This is a genomic window from Rhizobium binae (assembly GCF_017357225.1).
GTDB classification, from domain to species: domain Bacteria; phylum Pseudomonadota; class Alphaproteobacteria; order Rhizobiales; family Rhizobiaceae; genus Rhizobium; species Rhizobium binae.
Window position 1 is genome coordinate 45,790 of record NZ_CP071604.1, and the last position, 16,711, is coordinate 62,500.

Annotated in this window: 16 protein-coding genes; 6 read left to right on the plus strand and 10 right to left on the minus strand. The window is 61.8% G+C overall.

Annotated features, from left to right (window positions below; all coding sequences use genetic code 11):
• Positions 1-2: 2 nt before the first annotated feature.
• Genes J2J99_RS00225 through hisB form a run of 5 tightly spaced genes read right to left on the minus strand, consistent with a single transcriptional unit; the run spans position 3 to position 2,558 of the window.
• Complete coding sequence (locus J2J99_RS00225; protein ID WP_168295165.1) at positions 3-560, minus strand: hypothetical protein; 558 nt, start codon at positions 558-560, stop codon at positions 3-5.
• Complete coding sequence (locus J2J99_RS00230; protein WP_168295166.1) at positions 557-739, minus strand: hypothetical protein; 183 nt, start codon at positions 737-739, stop codon at positions 557-559. Before J2J99_RS00230 ends, J2J99_RS00225 begins: the two co-directional genes overlap by 4 nt.
• Before the next feature lie 52 nt (positions 740-791).
• Entirely contained in the window at positions 792-1,442 is a 651-nt protein-coding gene (gene hisH / locus J2J99_RS00235) for an imidazole glycerol phosphate synthase subunit HisH (RefSeq protein ID WP_168295167.1), read from the minus strand.
• Positions 1,443-1,444: 2 nt separating this feature from the next.
• Positions 1,445-1,927: a DUF2628 domain-containing protein gene (locus tag J2J99_RS00240; RefSeq protein ID WP_168295168.1), complete on the minus strand. Its 483-nt coding sequence runs from the start codon at positions 1,925-1,927 to the stop codon at positions 1,445-1,447.
• 22 nt (positions 1,928-1,949) lie between these two features.
• Entirely contained in the window at positions 1,950-2,558 is a 609-nt protein-coding gene (gene hisB, locus J2J99_RS00245) for an imidazoleglycerol-phosphate dehydratase HisB (RefSeq protein WP_168295169.1), read from the minus strand.
• A 175-nt stretch (positions 2,559-2,733) separates the two neighbouring features.
• Here hisB and hslV point away from each other — a divergent pair, with 175 nt between their 5' ends.
• The 5 genes from hslV to J2J99_RS00270 all read left to right on the plus strand — a co-directional run bounded on the left by hslV (position 2,734) and on the right by J2J99_RS00270 (position 9,540).
• The gene (gene hslV / locus J2J99_RS00250) at positions 2,734-3,261 is read left to right on the plus strand and encodes an ATP-dependent protease subunit HslV (RefSeq protein ID WP_168295170.1); all 528 of its coding nucleotides are present in this window, start codon (positions 2,734-2,736) and stop codon (positions 3,259-3,261) included.
• 120 nt (positions 3,262-3,381) lie between these two features.
• The gene (hslU, locus tag J2J99_RS00255; RefSeq protein WP_064817164.1) at positions 3,382-4,689 is read left to right on the plus strand and encodes an ATP-dependent protease ATPase subunit HslU; all 1,308 of its coding nucleotides are present in this window, start codon (positions 3,382-3,384) and stop codon (positions 4,687-4,689) included.
• Between the two features lie 186 nt (positions 4,690-4,875).
• The gene (locus tag J2J99_RS00260; protein ID WP_168295171.1) at positions 4,876-5,823 is read left to right on the plus strand and encodes a DUF1402 family protein; all 948 of its coding nucleotides are present in this window, start codon (positions 4,876-4,878) and stop codon (positions 5,821-5,823) included.
• A 47-nt stretch (positions 5,824-5,870) separates the two neighbouring features.
• Entirely contained in the window at positions 5,871-7,283 is a 1,413-nt protein-coding gene (locus tag J2J99_RS00265) for a cytochrome P450 (RefSeq protein WP_168295172.1), read from the plus strand.
• A gap of 85 nt (positions 7,284-7,368) precedes the next feature.
• Positions 7,369-9,540, plus strand: coding sequence for a malate synthase G (locus J2J99_RS00270; RefSeq protein WP_168295173.1), 2,172 nt, complete (start codon positions 7,369-7,371; stop codon positions 9,538-9,540).
• A 69-nt stretch (positions 9,541-9,609) separates the two neighbouring features.
• Here the strand turns inward: J2J99_RS00270 and J2J99_RS00275 are convergent, their stop codons facing one another.
• Positions 9,610-10,293, minus strand: a complete 684-nt coding sequence (locus tag J2J99_RS00275) for a L,D-transpeptidase (RefSeq protein WP_168295174.1) — start codon at positions 10,291-10,293, stop codon at positions 9,610-9,612.
• A 179-nt stretch (positions 10,294-10,472) separates the two neighbouring features.
• Here J2J99_RS00275 and J2J99_RS00280 point away from each other — a divergent pair, with 179 nt between their 5' ends.
• On the plus strand, positions 10,473-10,967 hold the full coding sequence (locus tag J2J99_RS00280; protein ID WP_168295175.1) for an MmcB family DNA repair protein: 495 nt from the start codon (positions 10,473-10,475) through the stop codon (positions 10,965-10,967).
• 11 nt (positions 10,968-10,978) lie between these two features.
• Here J2J99_RS00280 and J2J99_RS00285 read toward each other — a convergent pair whose 3' ends face one another.
• The 4 genes from J2J99_RS00285 to lhpI form a co-directional block, all read right to left on the minus strand.
• Complete coding sequence (locus J2J99_RS00285; protein ID WP_168295176.1) at positions 10,979-11,557, minus strand: ActR/PrrA/RegA family redox response regulator transcription factor; 579 nt, start codon at positions 11,555-11,557, stop codon at positions 10,979-10,981.
• Between the two features lie 70 nt (positions 11,558-11,627).
• On the minus strand, positions 11,628-12,938 hold the full coding sequence (locus J2J99_RS00290; RefSeq protein WP_168295177.1) for an ActS/PrrB/RegB family redox-sensitive histidine kinase: 1,311 nt from the start codon (positions 12,936-12,938) through the stop codon (positions 11,628-11,630).
• Between the two features lie 27 nt (positions 12,939-12,965).
• Complete coding sequence (gene hrpB / locus J2J99_RS00295) at positions 12,966-15,431, minus strand: ATP-dependent helicase HrpB (protein ID WP_168295178.1); 2,466 nt, start codon at positions 15,429-15,431, stop codon at positions 12,966-12,968.
• Complete coding sequence (gene lhpI, locus J2J99_RS00300) at positions 15,428-16,375, minus strand: bifunctional Delta(1)-pyrroline-2-carboxylate/Delta(1)-piperideine-2-carboxylate reductase (RefSeq protein WP_168295179.1); 948 nt, start codon at positions 16,373-16,375, stop codon at positions 15,428-15,430. Before lhpI ends, hrpB begins: the two co-directional genes overlap by 4 nt.
• Positions 16,376-16,711 lie beyond the last annotated feature (336 nt).

Genomic DNA, 16,711 nt, shown 5'->3' on the forward strand with positions numbered 1-16,711 from the left:
TCTCACGTCCGTAAAGTGGTCGATACCATCAGCGCATTCCACGCATCTACGATATCCGAGCGGAAAAAGACAGCGGCAATGGTGGCCGCGCCGAAAAGCAGAAGAAGCAGCAGCGTGACGGTCAAGCCGGCGCGCACCTGGCGCCAGAAGCCGAGGCGCCGCTTCATCGATTTCTGGATGTCGCGCACCTCCCGAAGCGCCTGGCTGTTGACGGCGGCGAGCCGGATCTCCGGCTCCATCGCCTCCACATAGGTTTCGGCATAACTTGCAAGGATATGCGAGGCGCGGTCGCGCAGTGTATTGCGCAGGTCGGTCGAGAGATAATTGCCGGAGACGGCGGCAAGCTCGGCCTCGTTGGGTGAACGGCCGGCATTGCGCTTGCGGTAGCTGAGCACGAAATCGCGCTTCTGCCGCTCATAAAGGGCATAGGCAAGCAGGCCGATCAGATCGTCCTCGCCTTCGATATAAAACTCCAACACGGCCTCGGCGATGTCGCCGGCGTTGATGCCGTTGGCGCGCAGCTGCGAATTTTCGTTGCCGGCAAGGAATTCGTGGATCATCGGTCCAGCCTTTCTGTCAACGCCCTGGCCGCATTGGAAAGCGCCCTCCGGTGAATGGCCTCATCGACACGGCGGATGATCGTTCCATCGGGAAGCCGGAGGTCCGAGAAGGGCGGCAGCCCTTCTCTGGAGGGTCTCAGCCTATAGAACACCTTGCCTGATTTCCGCGAAGCCGGCATCGAGCGCACTCCTGTTCCCGCGTTTCCATAAAGGAAAAATAAGGCGGCGGTATTACGGGTTCCAGCGCAGGAAATTGGCGATCAGGGCGAGGCCGAGCTTCTGGCTCTTTTCCGGGTGAAACTGAGCGCCCACCATGTTGTCGCGCCCGACGAGCGCCGTCATCGGTCCGCCATAATCGACCGTCGCGATGACGTCGTCGGCATTTTCGGCGGCGAGATGGTAGGAGTGGACGAAATAGGCGTGCAGCCCTTGCGCTCCCGTTGGAATGCCGTCGAAGAGCGGATGTTCGCGTTTCAGATCCAGCGTGTTCCAGCCGATCTGCGGAATTTTCAGCGCCGGATCGTTTGGCGTCATCTCAATCACGTCACCGGGGATCCAGCCGAAGCCGTGCGTCACCGTCTTCTCAAGGCCGCGCGAGGACATGAGCTGCATGCCGACGCAGATGCCGAGGAACGGCCGCGCCTTCTTTTCGACAGCCTCGATCAGGACCTCGGTCATGCCGGGCACGGAATCGAGGCCGCGCCGGCAATCGGCGTAGGCGCCGACACCCGGGAGCACGATGCGATCGGCGGCGGCAACATCCTCAGCCTTGTCGGTGAGATCGATCTGCGCGTCGATGCCGGCCTCGCGCGCGGCCCGCTCAAAAGCCTTGGTGGCCGAGCGCAGATTGCCGGAACCATAGTCGATAATTGCGACGCGCATCGTCAGCGTCCTCCATCAAAACCAAAGAGACCAAGCGATGTCGCCTGGCCATGCGGGCCGTTCGGTCGGGTCTTGTTCTCCCAGCCCGGGACCGCGGCGTCAGTATGGGGCTGGACCGCCTTGTCGGAGAAGTAGACGTCTTCGGCAATGCCGATCGTATCGGCCGCAATGAGCGCGTCTTCGTTCCAGCCCTTGCCGGCGAGGCTGCGAATGCGAAGGTTCTGGCCCTCGAGACCGACCAGCAGGTTCACGCCCAGCGTGATCGCCGCTCCCGCCGGCCAGAGACCCGGTTCGTCCATAAGCACGCCGCCGATTGCCTGCATCAGAAAGGCCGCCGCCGCGTATGGCCACAGCCGATGGACCAGCAGCCAGACCCATGGAAACAGCAAACCGAGCCATGTGAAGCCGTCGCGGATCACCCGCGTCTCGTCAAGGCGAGTGCCTGCGCTGCCGGGCGGCGTCAAGAATATATAGCTGGATGTCATCGTCGCCGCTCCCTTGAGAGGCTCAGACGAGCGTGCCCTTGGTCGAGGGAACACGGCCCGCCTGTCTCGGATCGATCTCTGTCGCCGTGCGCAATGCGCGGGCGACGGCCTTGAAGCATGTCTCGGCAATATGGTGGTTGTTGGCACCATAGTGGTTGAGAATATGCAAGGTGATGCCGGCATTCTGGGCGAGCGCCTGGAAGAACTCGCGGACGAGTTCGGTGTCGAAGGTGCCGATCTTCGGCGCGCTGAAGGCGACGTTCCAGACGAGGAACGGCCGGCCGGAAAGGTCGATCGCGGCCTTGGTCATCGTCTCGTCCATGGCAAGGTCGATCGAGGCATAGCGGGTGATGCCGCGCCGGTCGCCGAGCGCCTTGGAGATCGCCTGGCCGATCGCAATGCCGGTATCCTCGACCGTATGATGGTCGTCGATATGCAGGTCGCCCTTGGCGTCGATTTCCATGTCGATGAGGGAATGCCGCGAAAGCTGGTCGAGCATATGGTCGAAGAAGCCGACGCCGGTCGAAATCTTCGATTTGCCGGTGCCGTCGAGATTGACGGAAACGGAAATCGAGGTCTCGTTGGTCTTGCGGGAAACGCTCCCCGTGCGGCTTGCTGCGGTCTCGGCCATTTGGCCCTCCATCAGAATAAGGCCGTTCCTTATCAGGCGCATCGGCAAATATCCAGAAGCCGGGCAAGAGAAAAGCCGGCCCATTTGCAATCGGCTCCGGCCTGCTTACATAGGGCTCAACAAGGCCGATGTGCGGTCGAGGCAAGAGCCCGCGTCATGGGCAGACAGGTGTTTTATGACAACGATCATTACTGTTCGAAAAGGCGGCAAGGTGGTGATGGCGGGCGATGGCCAGGTGAGCCTCGGCCAGACCGTCATGAAGGGCAATGCCCGCAAGGTGCGCCGCATCGGCAAGGGCGAAGTGATCGCCGGTTTTGCCGGCGCCACCGCCGATGCCTTCACGCTGCTCGAGAGGCTTGAAAAGAAGCTGGAGCAATATCCCGGTCAGCTGATGCGGGCCGCCGTCGAGCTCGCCAAGGACTGGCGCACCGACAAATACCTGCGTAATCTCGAGGCCATGATGCTCGTCGCCGACAAGTCGACCACGCTCGCGATCACCGGCAACGGCGATGTCCTGGAGCCTGAACACGGCACGACGGCGATCGGTTCGGGCGGCAACTTTGCTTTCGCGGCTGCCCGCGCGCTAATGGATACCGACAAATCGGCAGAGGAGATCGCGCGGCGCGCGCTCGAAATTGCCGCCGACATCTGCGTTTATACGAACCACAATATTGTGGTGGAATCGCTGGATGTCGAAGGCTGAATTCCAAGCCGTCCGCCCGCTACGCCTGGACAAGACAGACTTTCAGGGACTTGGCGAAACAACGACGAATTCCGGCCGGGCGCCGCTGATGGCCCCGGACCGCCAGGAGAATGATACGCAATGACGACTTTTTCCCCCCGCGAGATCGTTTCCGAGCTCGACCGCTACATCATCGGCCAGCATGAGGCCAAGCGCGCCGTCGCTATTGCGCTGCGCAACCGCTGGCGCCGGCAGCAGCTCGACCCGAGCCTGCGCGACGAAGTCATGCCGAAGAACATCCTGATGATCGGCCCGACCGGCGTCGGTAAGACCGAGATTTCCCGCCGCCTGGCAAAACTCGCCGGCGCGCCCTTCATCAAGGTGGAGGCGACCAAATTCACCGAGGTCGGCTATGTCGGCCGCGATGTCGAGCAGATCATCCGTGACCTGGTCGAGGTCGGCATCGGCCTGGTGCGCGAAAAGAAGCGGGCCGAGGTCCAGGCCAAGGCGCATGTGAGCGCCGAGGAGCGTGTCCTCGATGCGCTGGTCGGCACCACCGCTTCGCCCGCCACCCGCGAAAACTTCCGCAAGAAGCTGAGGGACGGCGAGCTCGACGACAAGGAAATCGACATCGAAGTGGCCGACACCGGCTCCGGCATGGGCGGCTTCGAGATCCCCGGCATGCCGGGCGCCAATATCGGTGTTCTCAATCTGTCGGAAATGTTCGGCAAGGCGATGGGCGGGCGCACCAGGAAAGTCCGCACCACGGTCAAGGCCTCTTACACCGACCTGATCCGCGATGAGTCCGACAAGCTGATTGACAATGAGGTGATCCAGCGCGAGGCCGTTCGTTCCACCGAGAATGACGGTATCGTCTTCCTCGACGAAATCGACAAGATCGCCGCCCGCGACGGCGGCATGGGCGCCGGTGTTTCGCGCGAAGGCGTGCAGCGCGACCTGCTTCCGCTTGTTGAAGGCACGACTGTCTCGACCAAATACGGGCCTGTGAAGACCGACCATATACTGTTCATCGCCTCCGGCGCCTTCCATGTCTCCAAGCCGTCGGATCTTCTCCCCGAGCTGCAGGGTCGCCTGCCGATCCGTGTCGAATTGCGGCCGCTGAACAAAGAGGATTTCCGCCGGATCCTGACCGAGACGGAAGCGAGCCTCATCCGCCAGTATCGCGCGCTGATGGAAACCGAGAGCCTGAGCCTCGATTTCACCGAAGACGCGATCGACGCGCTGGCCGATGTCGCGGTGCATTTGAATTCCTCGGTCGAGAATATCGGCGCACGCCGCCTGCAGACGGTGATGGAGCGGGTCCTGGACGATATTTCCTACAACGCCCCGGATCGCGGCGGCACGGCCATCACCATCGATGCCGCCTATGTGCGCGAACATGTCGGCGATCTCGCGCAGAATACCGATCTTTCGCGCTTCATTCTGTGATGTCGGCGCGCCGCTTCGGCTCTCGACCGGCGTGATTGCCGCTTTGTGACGAACTCCACTCTCGACAGCGGGCCTTTTACTTTCTAGTGAAGGCCCGTTTTGTTTGCGCTCCGGCTTTATTCGGCCAAGATTCTGGTCCAGTCAGCCGCATCGCGAGCAGGACGATGAACGACGGGGTAGCGGAACGTGCGACGCCTTTTGACAAGCCTTTTGATTGCCGCTGCCCTGGTGAATTCGGCGCCGGCCTTCGCAATGCAGACGGTGCCGGCGGGCAACCGCCATGCCGAACAGCCCGATATTCCGGGCGCGTCCGTCCGCCGCACCAAGGGCACCAAGAGCAGCTTCGATCTGAAATTCGAGAAGGTCCATGAGCTACTGGCGACCGATCGCGAGCTGATGGGCAAGATCCGCAAGGTCGCCGGCGCTTACGGCATCAATCCCATACATGTCGTCGGCGCCATCGTCGGCGAGCATACCTACAATGTCGATGCCTACGACCGGCTGCAGGCCTATTACGTCAAGGCCGCCTCCTATGCCGGAGAAAGCTTCCGCTTCGCCTATGACGGCGAAAGCGTCGATGATTTCGTGGCGCGGCCGCAATTTGCTCAGTGCAAGGGCAAAAGTGATTCCTACACGCTCTGGTCCTGCCGGGAGGATGTCTGGGAAAGCGATTTCCGCGGCAAGACGGTCGGCGGCGAGAGCTTCCCGAATAACCGCTTCAGCGCGGTCTTCTTCCAGCCCTTTTATGCCGGCCAGACCTTCGGCCTCGGCCAGGTCAACCCACTGACGGCGCTGATGCTTTCCGATCTTGTTGCCCGCGTCTCCGGCTATCCGAAGCTCAACGAGAAGGATGCCGGCGCCGTCTACAAGGCAATCATGAACCCCGATATTTCGCTCGCCTTCGTCGCCGCTTCCATCCGCAGGTCGATCGACGACTATAAGGAGATTGCCGGCATGGATATTTCGGGCAATCCCGGCCTGACGGCGACGCTTTATAATGTCGGCAATTCGCGCCAGCGCGCCGCAGCACTCGCTGCGAAAAACCGCTCTGCCGGTGCGACCATTTGGCCCGAAGAGAATTATTACGGCTGGCTGATCAACGACAAGCTGGACGAACTCAAGGGCCTGCTCTAGCTTCAGGCCTGACGGGAAGCGTTGATCTTCCCCGAAAGGCTTTTCCGATGGACATGCGTCCTGATCCCTTTGTTCCGCCGGCACCGCTACCGCGTACCGTGCCGCCGAGCCGGCTGGATATCATCCGCATCATCCTGCGCAATCCGCTCGAACTTTGGGGCGCGCCGTCCTATACGCTCCCCTGGATCAAGACGAGCTTCTTCGGTCAGCACACGCTCATCGTCAACGATCCCGGCCTGATCAAGCATGTGCTGGTCGACAACGCCAATAATTATCGCATGTCCGATATACGCCAGCTGGTGCTGCGGCCGATCCTGCGGGACGGCTTGCTGACGGCCGAAGGCCAGGTCTGGAAACGGTCGCGAAAGGCGGTCGCTCCTGTTTTCACGCCTCGCCATGCCCAGGGTTTTGCCGGGCAGATGTTGCGCCAGTCGGAAGACTATGCCCGCAAATATGAGAGCGCGCCGACGGCGGGAGCGATTTTCGATATCAGCACGGACATGACCGAGCTGACCTTCGCGATTCTCGCCGACACGTTATTTTCAGGAGAGATCGTCACCTCGAGCGGCAGTTTCGCTGATGACGTCAATGCCCTGCTGCATCGCATGGGTCGCATCGATCCGATGGATCTGATGCGCGCTCCGTCCTGGGTTCCACGTGTGACACGCATCGGCGGTCAAAGAGTGCTGGAGAAATTCCGCGCCATCGTGCGTGATACGATGGATATGCGCCTGGCCAAGATGAAGGCCGATCGCGCCGCCGCGCCCGACGATTTCCTGACCCTGCTTCTGGAACAGGCCGGCCCTGATGGGCTGACGAAGGAAGAGATCGAAGACAATATTTTGACCTTTATCGGCGCGGGTCATGAGACCACCGCACGGGCGCTGGCCTGGACGCTGTATTGCGTCTCGAACAGCCCGCATATCCGCGAGGCGATCGAGACGGAGATCGACGCGGTGCTCGCCACCGGGGCCGAACCCGTGCAATGGCTGGATTTGATGCCGCAGACGCGCGCCGCCTTCGAGGAGACCTTACGCCTCTATCCGCCGGCGCCGTCCATCAATCGCGCCGCGATATCGGAAGATTGCTGGACAAACGCCAATGGCGAGCGGGTCGAGATCGAGGCTGGCGTCACGGTGCTCATCATGCCGTGGACGCTGCATCGCCACGAATCCTATTGGGAGAAGCCGCGTGCCTATATGCCGGAGCGCTTCCTGCCCGAAAATCGCGGCTCTATTGGCCGCTTCCAGTTTCTGCCTTTCGGCGCCGGTCCGCGCGTCTGCATCGGCGCAACCTTTGCGCTTCAGGAGGCGGTGATTGCCCTTGCTGTGCTGATGCATCGCTATCGCTTCTATTCCACCGAGGAGACCAACCCCTGGCCGGTGCAGAAGCTGACGACGCAGCCGCAGAACGGGCTGCCAATGCGCGTTACGCCGCGCATAATTTCCCGTGCGGCATAAATCTTTCGAATTATTGCGGAATTGACTATGAATGAAAGCCGGGCAAAGTGGCAGCATTCAAAGTCGTTGCCAGGGAGAATGTCGCATGAGCCGCATTGATAAGAACGGTCTTGCCATCGAAGCCGTCCTTCATGATTTCCTTGTCCAGGAAGTTCTGCCGGGTCTGGCGATCAATGCAGACAAGTTCTTTGCCGATTTTTCGGCGATCGTCCATGATTTCGCCCCCAGAAATCGGGTGCTGTTGAAGAAGCGGGACGAGTTGCAGCTCAAGATAGACGACTGGTATCGCCAGCACGGCGCTCCGGCCGATATGGATGACTACCAGTCCTTTCTGCGCGCAATCGGCTATCTGCTGCCGGAGGGGTCGGATTTCCAGGTTTCGACCCAGAATGTCGATCCCGAGATCGCCTCGATCGCCGGTCCGCAGCTCGTCGTTCCCGTCATGAACGCGCGTTATGCCCTCAACGCCGCCAATGCCCGCTGGGGTTCACTCTATGATGCGCTCTATGGCACGGACGCCATTCCCGAGAGCGACGGCGCCGAAAAGGGCAGGGGATACAACCCGAAGCGCGGCGAGAAGGTCATTGCCTGGGTGCGCGATTTCCTCGATACATCGGTGCCGCTGCAGGACAGCCGCTGGAAGGATGTGGGAAGCTTTGCCGTCAGGGATGGAGCGCTCATCATCCGATCGACCGATGGCGAGCAGGCAATGCTGCGGGATGGCGGCCATTTTGCCGGCTATCGCGGCGATGCCGTCACTCCGACGCATATTCTCCTGAAGAACAACGGCATCCACATCGAGATCGTCATCGATGCGGCAACGGCGATCGGCAAGACCGATCCGGCCCATATTTCCGATGTCTGGCTGGAATCGGCGATCACCGCGATCATGGACTGCGAGGATTCGATTGCCGCCGTCGACGCCGAGGACAAGGTCGTCGTCTATCGCAACTGGCTCGGGCTGATGAAGGGCGACCTGCAGGAAGAGGTCGCAAAGGGCGGCGCGAGCTTCATCCGCAAGCTCAACCCGGATCAGGACTATACAGGTCCGGATGGGACCGCCTTCGAGCTGCATCGCCGCTCGCTGATGCTGGTGCGCAATGTCGGCCACCTCATGACCAATCCTGCCATTCTCGACCGCGACGGCAACGAAGTGCCCGAGGGCATCATGGATGCCGTCATCACCGGCCTGATCGCACTTTACGATATCGGCCCGGCTGGCCGGAAGAAGAATTCCCGCACCGGCTCTATGTATGTGGTCAAGCCGAAAATGCATGGGCCGGAAGAGGTCGCCTTCGCCGTCGAGGTCTTCTCGCGGGTCGAAGATGCGCTTGGGCTGGCGCTGAACACCATCAAGATGGGCATCATGGACGAGGAGCGCCGCACGACGATCAATCTCAAGGAATGCATCCGCGCCGCCCGCGAACGTGTCGTCTTCATCAATACCGGCTTCCTGGATCGCACCGGTGACGAGATTCACACCTCGATGGAAGCCGGGCCGATGATTCGCAAGGGTGACATGCGCCAAGCCGCCTGGATATCGGCCTATGAGAACTGGAACGTGGACATCGGCCTCGAATGCGGCCTCGCCGGTCATGCCCAGATCGGCAAGGGCATGTGGGCGATGCCGGATCTGATGGCGGCGATGCTGGAGCAGAAGATCGCCCATCCCAAAGCCGGGGCCAACACCGCCTGGGTCCCGTCGCCGACGGCCGCGACCCTGCACGCCACCCATTATCACCGCGTCAATGTCGCCAAGGTTCAGCAGGGACTTAAGGACCGCGCCCGTGCCAAACTGTCCGACATTCTCTCGGTGCCGGTTGCGGTGCGGCCGAACTGGTCTCAGGAGGAAATCCAGCGCGAACTCGACAACAATGCCCAGGGCATTCTCGGCTACGTCGTGCGCTGGGTCGATCAGGGCGTCGGCTGCTCGAAGGTGCCCGACATCAACAATATCGGCCTGATGGAGGATCGCGCCACATTGCGCATTTCGGCGCAGCACATGGCGAACTGGCTGCATCACAAGGTGGTTAGCGAAGCTCAGATCGTCGAAACGATGAAGCGCATGGCCGCCGTCGTCGACCGGCAGAACGAGCAGGACCCGGCCTATCGACCTATGGCCGGTAATTTCGATGGGTCGATCGCTTTCCAGGCCGCACTCGATCTGGTGTTGAAGGGCAGGGAGCAGCCGAATGGCTACACCGAGCCGGTGCTTCACCGCCGCCGCCTCGAGCTGAAGGCGAAACAGACCGCGTGACGGAGAATATGAAAAGGCCGCCGGAACGACAGTCCGGCGGCCATTTTTATACCGAATTCGGTCTGTAGCTTACTGGATGACAATGACCTTGGAAGTGCCTTTGCCGGGACGGACGCGGCCGTAGAGGTCGATGACGTCCTGGTTCATCAGGCGAATGCAGCCCGAGGAGGCGGCAGTGCCGATCGACGCCCATTCCGGCGTGCCGTGCAGGCGGAACAGCGTGTCCTTGCCGTCCTCATTGAACAGATACATGGCGCGCGCACCGAGCGGATTGGTGAGACCGGGTCCCATGCCGTCTTCGACATATTTGGCAACGTCAGGACGGCGTTCAGCCATTTCCTTCGGCGGGTGCCAGGTCGGCCATTCCTGCTTCCAGGCGACGTAGGCAGTGCCGGCCCATGCAAAGCCCTGCTTGCCGACGCCGATGCCGTAACGCATCGCCTTGCCGTTGGCGAGGATGTAATAGAGGAAGCGCTCGCGCGTGTTGACGATGATCGTGCCGGGACGCTCGGTGGTCTGGTAGCTGACGACCTGGCGACGGAACTGCGGCTTGACCCTGTCGATCGGGATCGCCGGCAGGGAGTATCCGGCATCCTTCGTCACGCCATAGGCGTCATTGAAGATCTGGGCCGTCTGGACCGTCGGGCCAGCGCCCTTGTCGTCAACGGAGGCGCTGTCGGAGCTCGTGGAGCAACCGGCCAGAGCGAGCGTTGTCAGCAGGCCAAATACAGGGAATGCATTGCGGAAGCGCATAGATGACTCTTGAAGTTTTGCGGCAGGGAGAACGGTCTTTCGACCATTGTTGATTATGGTTTATTTTCGATTAACTTGCGCTTTGCAAGACTGCTGCGGCGCAGGGAATTGGTCTGCCGCGCAAATTAAAAGCGCATGGCTTTTTTGCAACAACCCGCTTAGCCCCGCGATGGTTATCCATGACGATTTTGAGCGTTTACAATAACAATCCGTTAATCGATGGCCGGCAATCGGACAGGGCCATGATGGTGCGGAGGGGCACGCAGATATTGCTGCATGAAATGCGTCACGCCGTGCTGCCCGAACTGCCGCTGGCGAGCGGCCGTCGTGCCGATCTCATCACGCTTTCGGAAAAGGGCGAGGTCTGGATCATCGAGATCAAGACGTCGATCGAAGATTTCCGGGTCGATCGCAAATGGCCGGAATACAGGATGCATTGCGACCGCCTGTTCTTTGCCACACACCAGGACGTACCGCTCGACATCTTTCCCGAGGAATGCGGGCTTTTCCTCTCGGACGGCTATGGCGCCCATATGATTCGCGAGGCGCCGGAACATCGTATGGCGCCCGCCACCCGTAAATCCGTCACACTCAATTTCTCGCGTGCCGCCGCACAAAGGCTGATGATGGCCGAGTGGGCGAACGGAAAACCCTTCACCGTCGACGATGTCTGAGGAATGCCTTCTTATTTCGGCGCGCGTTTGGCGAGAATGCGCTGCAGCGTCCGCCGGTGCATGTTGAGTCGGCGGGCCGTTTCCGAAACATTGCGCTCGCACATTTCATAGACCCGCTGAATGTGTTCCCAGCGCACGCGGTCGGCAGACATCGGATTTTCGGGGAGCTCGGCCTTTTCGCCCGGACGCTGCGTCAGCGCCGAAAAGATGTCGTCGGCGTCCGCAGGCTTTGCCAGATAGTCGACCGCTCCGAGTTTTACGGCCGTCACCGCCGTTGCGATATTGCCATAGCCGGTAAGCACGATGATTCGCGTGTCGTCGCGCCGCTGGCGGATCGCCTCTATGACGTCGAGCCCATTGCCATCGCCGAGCCGCAGGTCGACCACGGCATATTTCGGCGGCCTGCCTTTCGATTTCGCGACGCCTTCGGCCACGGACTCAGCCGTTTCCACCTGAAAGCCGCGCGTTTCCATGGCTCGGGCAAGACGGCGCAGGAACGGCCCGTCGTCGTCGACGATCAGCAAGCTGGCGTCGGGCCCGATGTGGTCTTCATCCGACGCGGTGAAATTATCTGGATTCTGTTCTGTCATCGTCTCGGGTCCCGGCGCTGAACGCCCGATCTTGGTCAACCGTCTTTCATTTCTACTTATGCCGACAAAGTCATTTTGTCGAATTTGCGTCGATCAGCATCCGCGGCCATTCGATCCGGATGCGCGCGCCGGCTCTCTCCGGCTCGCGGTTTTCGAAAACCAGCGATGCACCCGAGCGCTCCAGCAGCGTCTTGGCGATGAAAAGCCCGAGTCCGAGACCCCCCGCCGTGTCTTCCTTCTGCCTTTTGGTCACATAGGGCTCGCCGATCCGCGTGAGGATTTCAGGCGAATAACCGTTGCCGTCGTCCTCGATGACGATCTGCACTTTGTCCTGATCGTGTTCGACGGTGATCGTCACTTTCTCCCTGGCATAGTCGACGGCATTTTCTATGAGGTTGCCGAGCCCGTACATGATCCCGGCATTGCGATCGGTGACCGGCTCGCTCTTGCGCGGGCTTTTTTCGATCAGCTCGAGCGCGATGCCGAATTCCCGGTGCGGCGCAACGATCTCCTCGATCATCGAGGAAAGCGGCAGCCTGCGCATATGCGCCTCGTCTTCCGAAGACAGCGTCGTCAGCCGCCGCAGAATGTCGCGGCAGCGTTCACTCTGGCTCCGCAGCAGCATGACATCCTCGCGGAAGCGATCATCGTCCTTGAGCTCGCGCTCCATTTCCTTGGCGACGACGCTGATCGTCGCAAGCGGCGTGCCGAGTTCGTGAGCGGCGGCGGCCGCCAGCCCGTCGAGCTGCGAAAGGTGTTTTTCCCGCTGCAGCACCAGTTCGGTCGCGGCCAGCGCATCGGCAAGCTGGCTCGCTTCCATCGAAACGCGATAGGCGTAGAAAGCGGCAAACGCCATTGTCGAGGCGATCGAGCACCAGACGCCGAACTGCATGACATTGTGGACATTGATCTCGACCCCGTCGAACCAGGGCAGCGGAAACGGCGAAAAGGCAAGCACCGTGATGCAGACCATCGCAATGCCGATCAGCGCCGTGCTGTAGCGGATTGGCTGCGAGGCAAAGGAGATGATAACAGGGACGCAGACGAGGGCTGCGAAGGGATTGGCAAGACCGCCGGTTATGAAGAGCAGCGCGCAGAGCTGCAAAAGATCGAAACCGAGCAGCGCAAAGGCAGCCGGCGGTTCCAGGCGATGGGTGGGCGGATAGCGGATCGTCAGATAGAAATTCACCCAGGCAAGAGCAGCAATCAGCGAAGAGCTGGCGATCAGCGGCAAGGGAAATTTCAGCCAGAAGGCAACGATGAAGACCGTCAGCGCCTGCCCGCCGACAGCAAGCCAGCGCAGCCGCACCAGCGTCTGCAGGCGCAGCCTGCGGCTGCTATGCCGGTCCTCCATCGCATGGCTTTCTGCCTTGTCGATCATTCTGAGCGGTTCCTTGCGTCGTCGCCCTCATGTACCACGCGGCTTTGCCCGTGTCGTCGGGAATGCCTCTTCCGGCCGCTCCGGCCAGGGATGGCGTGGGTAGCGCCCCCGCATCTCGGCACGCACGTCCTTCCATGAGCCCGACCAGAAGCCCGGCAGATCGCGTGTCGTCTGGATCGGCCGGTGCGCCGGCGACGTCAGTTCGAGCAGCAGCGGCAGGCGGCCTCCGGCAATCGCCGGATGCTGCTTGAGCCCGAACAGCTCCTGCACGCGGATCGTCAGCACCGGCTCCTCGCCCTCGTATTGAATAGGATGCCGTTGGCCGGTCGGCGCCTCGAAATGCGTCGGGGCAAGCCGGCTAAGATCACGCTGCAAATCGTGCGGAACCAGCGACATCAGCCCGCTGGAGAGCCCGCCCGCCGATATGTCCGAGAGGCCGCGGGCGTCGCTCTGAAACGGCGCGAACCATTCGTCCAGTCGGGAAAGCAGCGCGGCGTCGCCGACATCGGGCCAGGGATCGCCGATCGTCCTGTGAAGGAAGCCGATCCGTTCGCGAAGCTGAATGGCTTCCTTCGAGAAAGCAAGCTGATCGAGCCCGAGTTCGCGCACGCCTTCCATCAGCGCCTGGGTGACGGCTGCCCCGGAAGGGCGCGGCAGCGGCGTCTCATCGAAGATGATCGCGCCGAGCCGGGTGGCGCGCCGCGCCCGTACCTGCCGGCTCTGCCGATCGAAGAATATCTGGTCGTCGATTCTGATTTCGCCGGGCAGTTCGGCTTCGATATCGCCGCGCGTCACCTCGGCGGCCGCCAAAACACGCCCCTGCGCCGCCCGGCCGGTGAGATCGGCGATGACGAGCATCCGACTGCCGGCCAGCCGTTCGGTTTCCGGCAGCTCCGCTCCCCGCCCATTGGCCATCACGAATCGTCCGCGTCCGCCGCGCTGAAGCGCTATTCTGTCAGGGAAGGCATGCAGCAGCAGCTGCCCCGCCAGAGCCGGCGCCGCTGCTTCAACCCTGTCGAGGCCGCTCGCCAGCCGTCCTGCCAGCCGCCGCGAGGCCTCCGCCCTTTCGCCGCGCTCGGCCTTGAAGCGCCGCAGCCGCTCCTCGATATCGAGGCTGGTGCCGCCGAGCCCCTGTTCGGTCAGCAGCACGGCGATCGATGCCGCATCCCGGGCATGCCCCGATTCGCCCGCCGACACGACCATCGCGGCAAGCCGTGGCGGCAGGGCGAGATCGCGCATCACCTTGCCGCGCGCGGTCAGCATTCCGTCCTTGTCGAGCGCGCCGAGCTGGCCAAGCAGCATCCGCGCTTCCTTAAGCGTGGTTTCCGGCGGCTGATCGACAAAGGCGAGCGATGCCGGATCCTGAACGCCCCAATGCGCGAGATCGAGCACCAGACCGGAAAGGTCGCTGGAAAGGATCTGCGGCGGCGTGAAGGCCGGCAGCGCCGCCATCTGTCCCGGGTGCCACAGCCTGACAGCAATGCCCGGTTCCGTTCGCCCGGCGCGGCCCGCTCTTTGATCGGCCGAAGCCCGCGATACGCGCACCGTCTCGAGACGGGTGATTCCGGTCGATGCCTCGAACACCGGCAGGCGCTGCAACCCGCTGTCGATGACGATCCTCACACCGTCGATGGTGATCGAGGTTTCGGCAATCGATGTCGCAAGCACGATCTTGCGCATACCGCCGGCTGCGGGCCGGATCGCGGCGTCCTGCTCCTTCTGGCCGAGGTTACCGTAAAGCGGCGCAATCAGTGTTTCGGGGCCGAATCGTCCCTGCAGCCGCTCTGCGGTCCGCATGATTTCTGCCTGGCCGGGGAGGAAAGCAAGGATCGAGCCGGTTTCGCTGGCATGCGCGTCCACAATCGCCCGCGTCACGGCATCTTCGATGCGTTCCCCGCCCGGCCGATCCTGATAACGGAGATCGATGGGAAAGCTGCGTCCCAGGCTTTCGATGACAGGCGGATTGTCAAGCAGGGCGGCCACACGTTCGATGTCGAGCGTCGCCGACATCACAAGGATGCGCAGATCCTCGCGCAGCGCGGACTGGACATCGAGCGCCAGCGCCAGCCCGAAATCGGCATCGAGCGAACGCTCGTGGAATTCGTCGAAGATCACAACCGAGACCCCGGAGAGTTCGGGATCATCGAGGACCATCCGGGCAAAAACCCCTTCCGTCACCACCTCGATCCGCGTCGCCGCCGAGATTCTGTTGTCGAGGCGCATACGGTAGCCGACCGTGCCGCCAACCTGTTGACCGATCAACGACGCCATCCGGCTTGCCGCCGCTCGCGCCGCCAGCCGCCGCGGCTCCAGCAGGATGATCCTGCCGTCGCCGCGCCAGGCTTGCTCGAGCAGGTAAAGCGGCACCAATGTCGTTTTGCCGGCGCCGGGCGGTGCTGAAAGAACCGCGCGCTTCTGCTCGGCCAACGCCACGTCGATAGCCGGCAGGACATGTGAAACCGGAAGGTCCGGCAATGAAGGACTGATGGTCACTTTCGGCCCGTCACCGTTTCATAGGCAAGAATCGCGCCGGCGAGATCTTCCAGCGCCGCGCCGACGGATTTGAACAGCGTGATTTCGGTCTCGTCGCTTCGTCCGCCATGGGCGCCGCTGACGAGTTCGGCAAGCTCTGCTCTTATGTCGCTTTCCCTCAGCACACCGCTTTTCAGCGGCTGGACGATATCGCCAGCCTCGCTGATGGCGCCGGCACGGGTATCGACAAAGACGCTGGCGCGGCGGATCGCCTCGTCATCGCTTTCGCGCATGCTCGGCTTGAAGGCGCCGACAAGATCGAGATGGGCACCGGGTTTCAGCCATTCGCCTGAGATCAGCGGCTCGCTGGAAAGCGTGGCGCAGGAGACGATATCGGCCTTTCGCGCCGCGGCTTCCGCATTGGCCACCGCCTCGGCATCCAGGCCGAGCGCGCGAGCCTCGGCGGCGATCTTTTCCGCAGCCTTTGCATTGCGACCCCAGACCCGGTATCTCTTGATCGGCCGGATCGCGCCATGCGCGAGCATCAGATTCAGCGACAGCCGGCCGGTTCCGCAGACAAGCATCTCCTCGGCGTCTGCGCGGGCAAGATAATGGGCTGCCAGCGCCGAAGCTGCAGCCGTACGTCGTGCCGTCAGCTCACCACCGTCGATTGCGGCCAGCATCTCACCGGTGGCGCCGGAGGAAAGAAGATAAGTTCCGAAGATCGCCGGCAGACCGCGCCGCATATTGCCGGGAAAGACGGAGACCGTCTTCACCCCGGCATAGCGCCCGGGAACCCAAGCCGGCATCAGAAGCAATGTCGCGCTCTCCTCGTTCGGCACTTCCATCTCATGGTGATGGCGCACCGGCATGACGCAGTTGCTGCCGAACATGTCGGCGATCGCCGCGATCAGTTCCGGCCAGGGCAAGGCCGCGCGCGTCTGTTGTTCATCGAGGACAAGCATTCTTCACTCCGCTGGATCGTCATCACCGCCAAATTAGCGAGCGTGCCGCGCCATAGGCAAGCGCTCTGGAATCTCGCGTCAGGCTCCCTATATAGGCTCTTATATTCCTTGCCGAAGTCCTTCCTTGGGGATTCGGCGAAAACGAATCTCAAAACCGCCCCATCGGGCGGAAGATTTGCTCGTTTTCCGAAACAAGCAATAAAAGCGGTTCATTTTCAACTTGTTACAAAAATGTCAAAAAACTTTTGGTATGGCTGTTGACTTGGAAAAGGGGTTGGTTCTATAAGCCCACTCACTGACGAGGGCGGCGGCGCTGCTGGCGACGAAGTCTCTCGT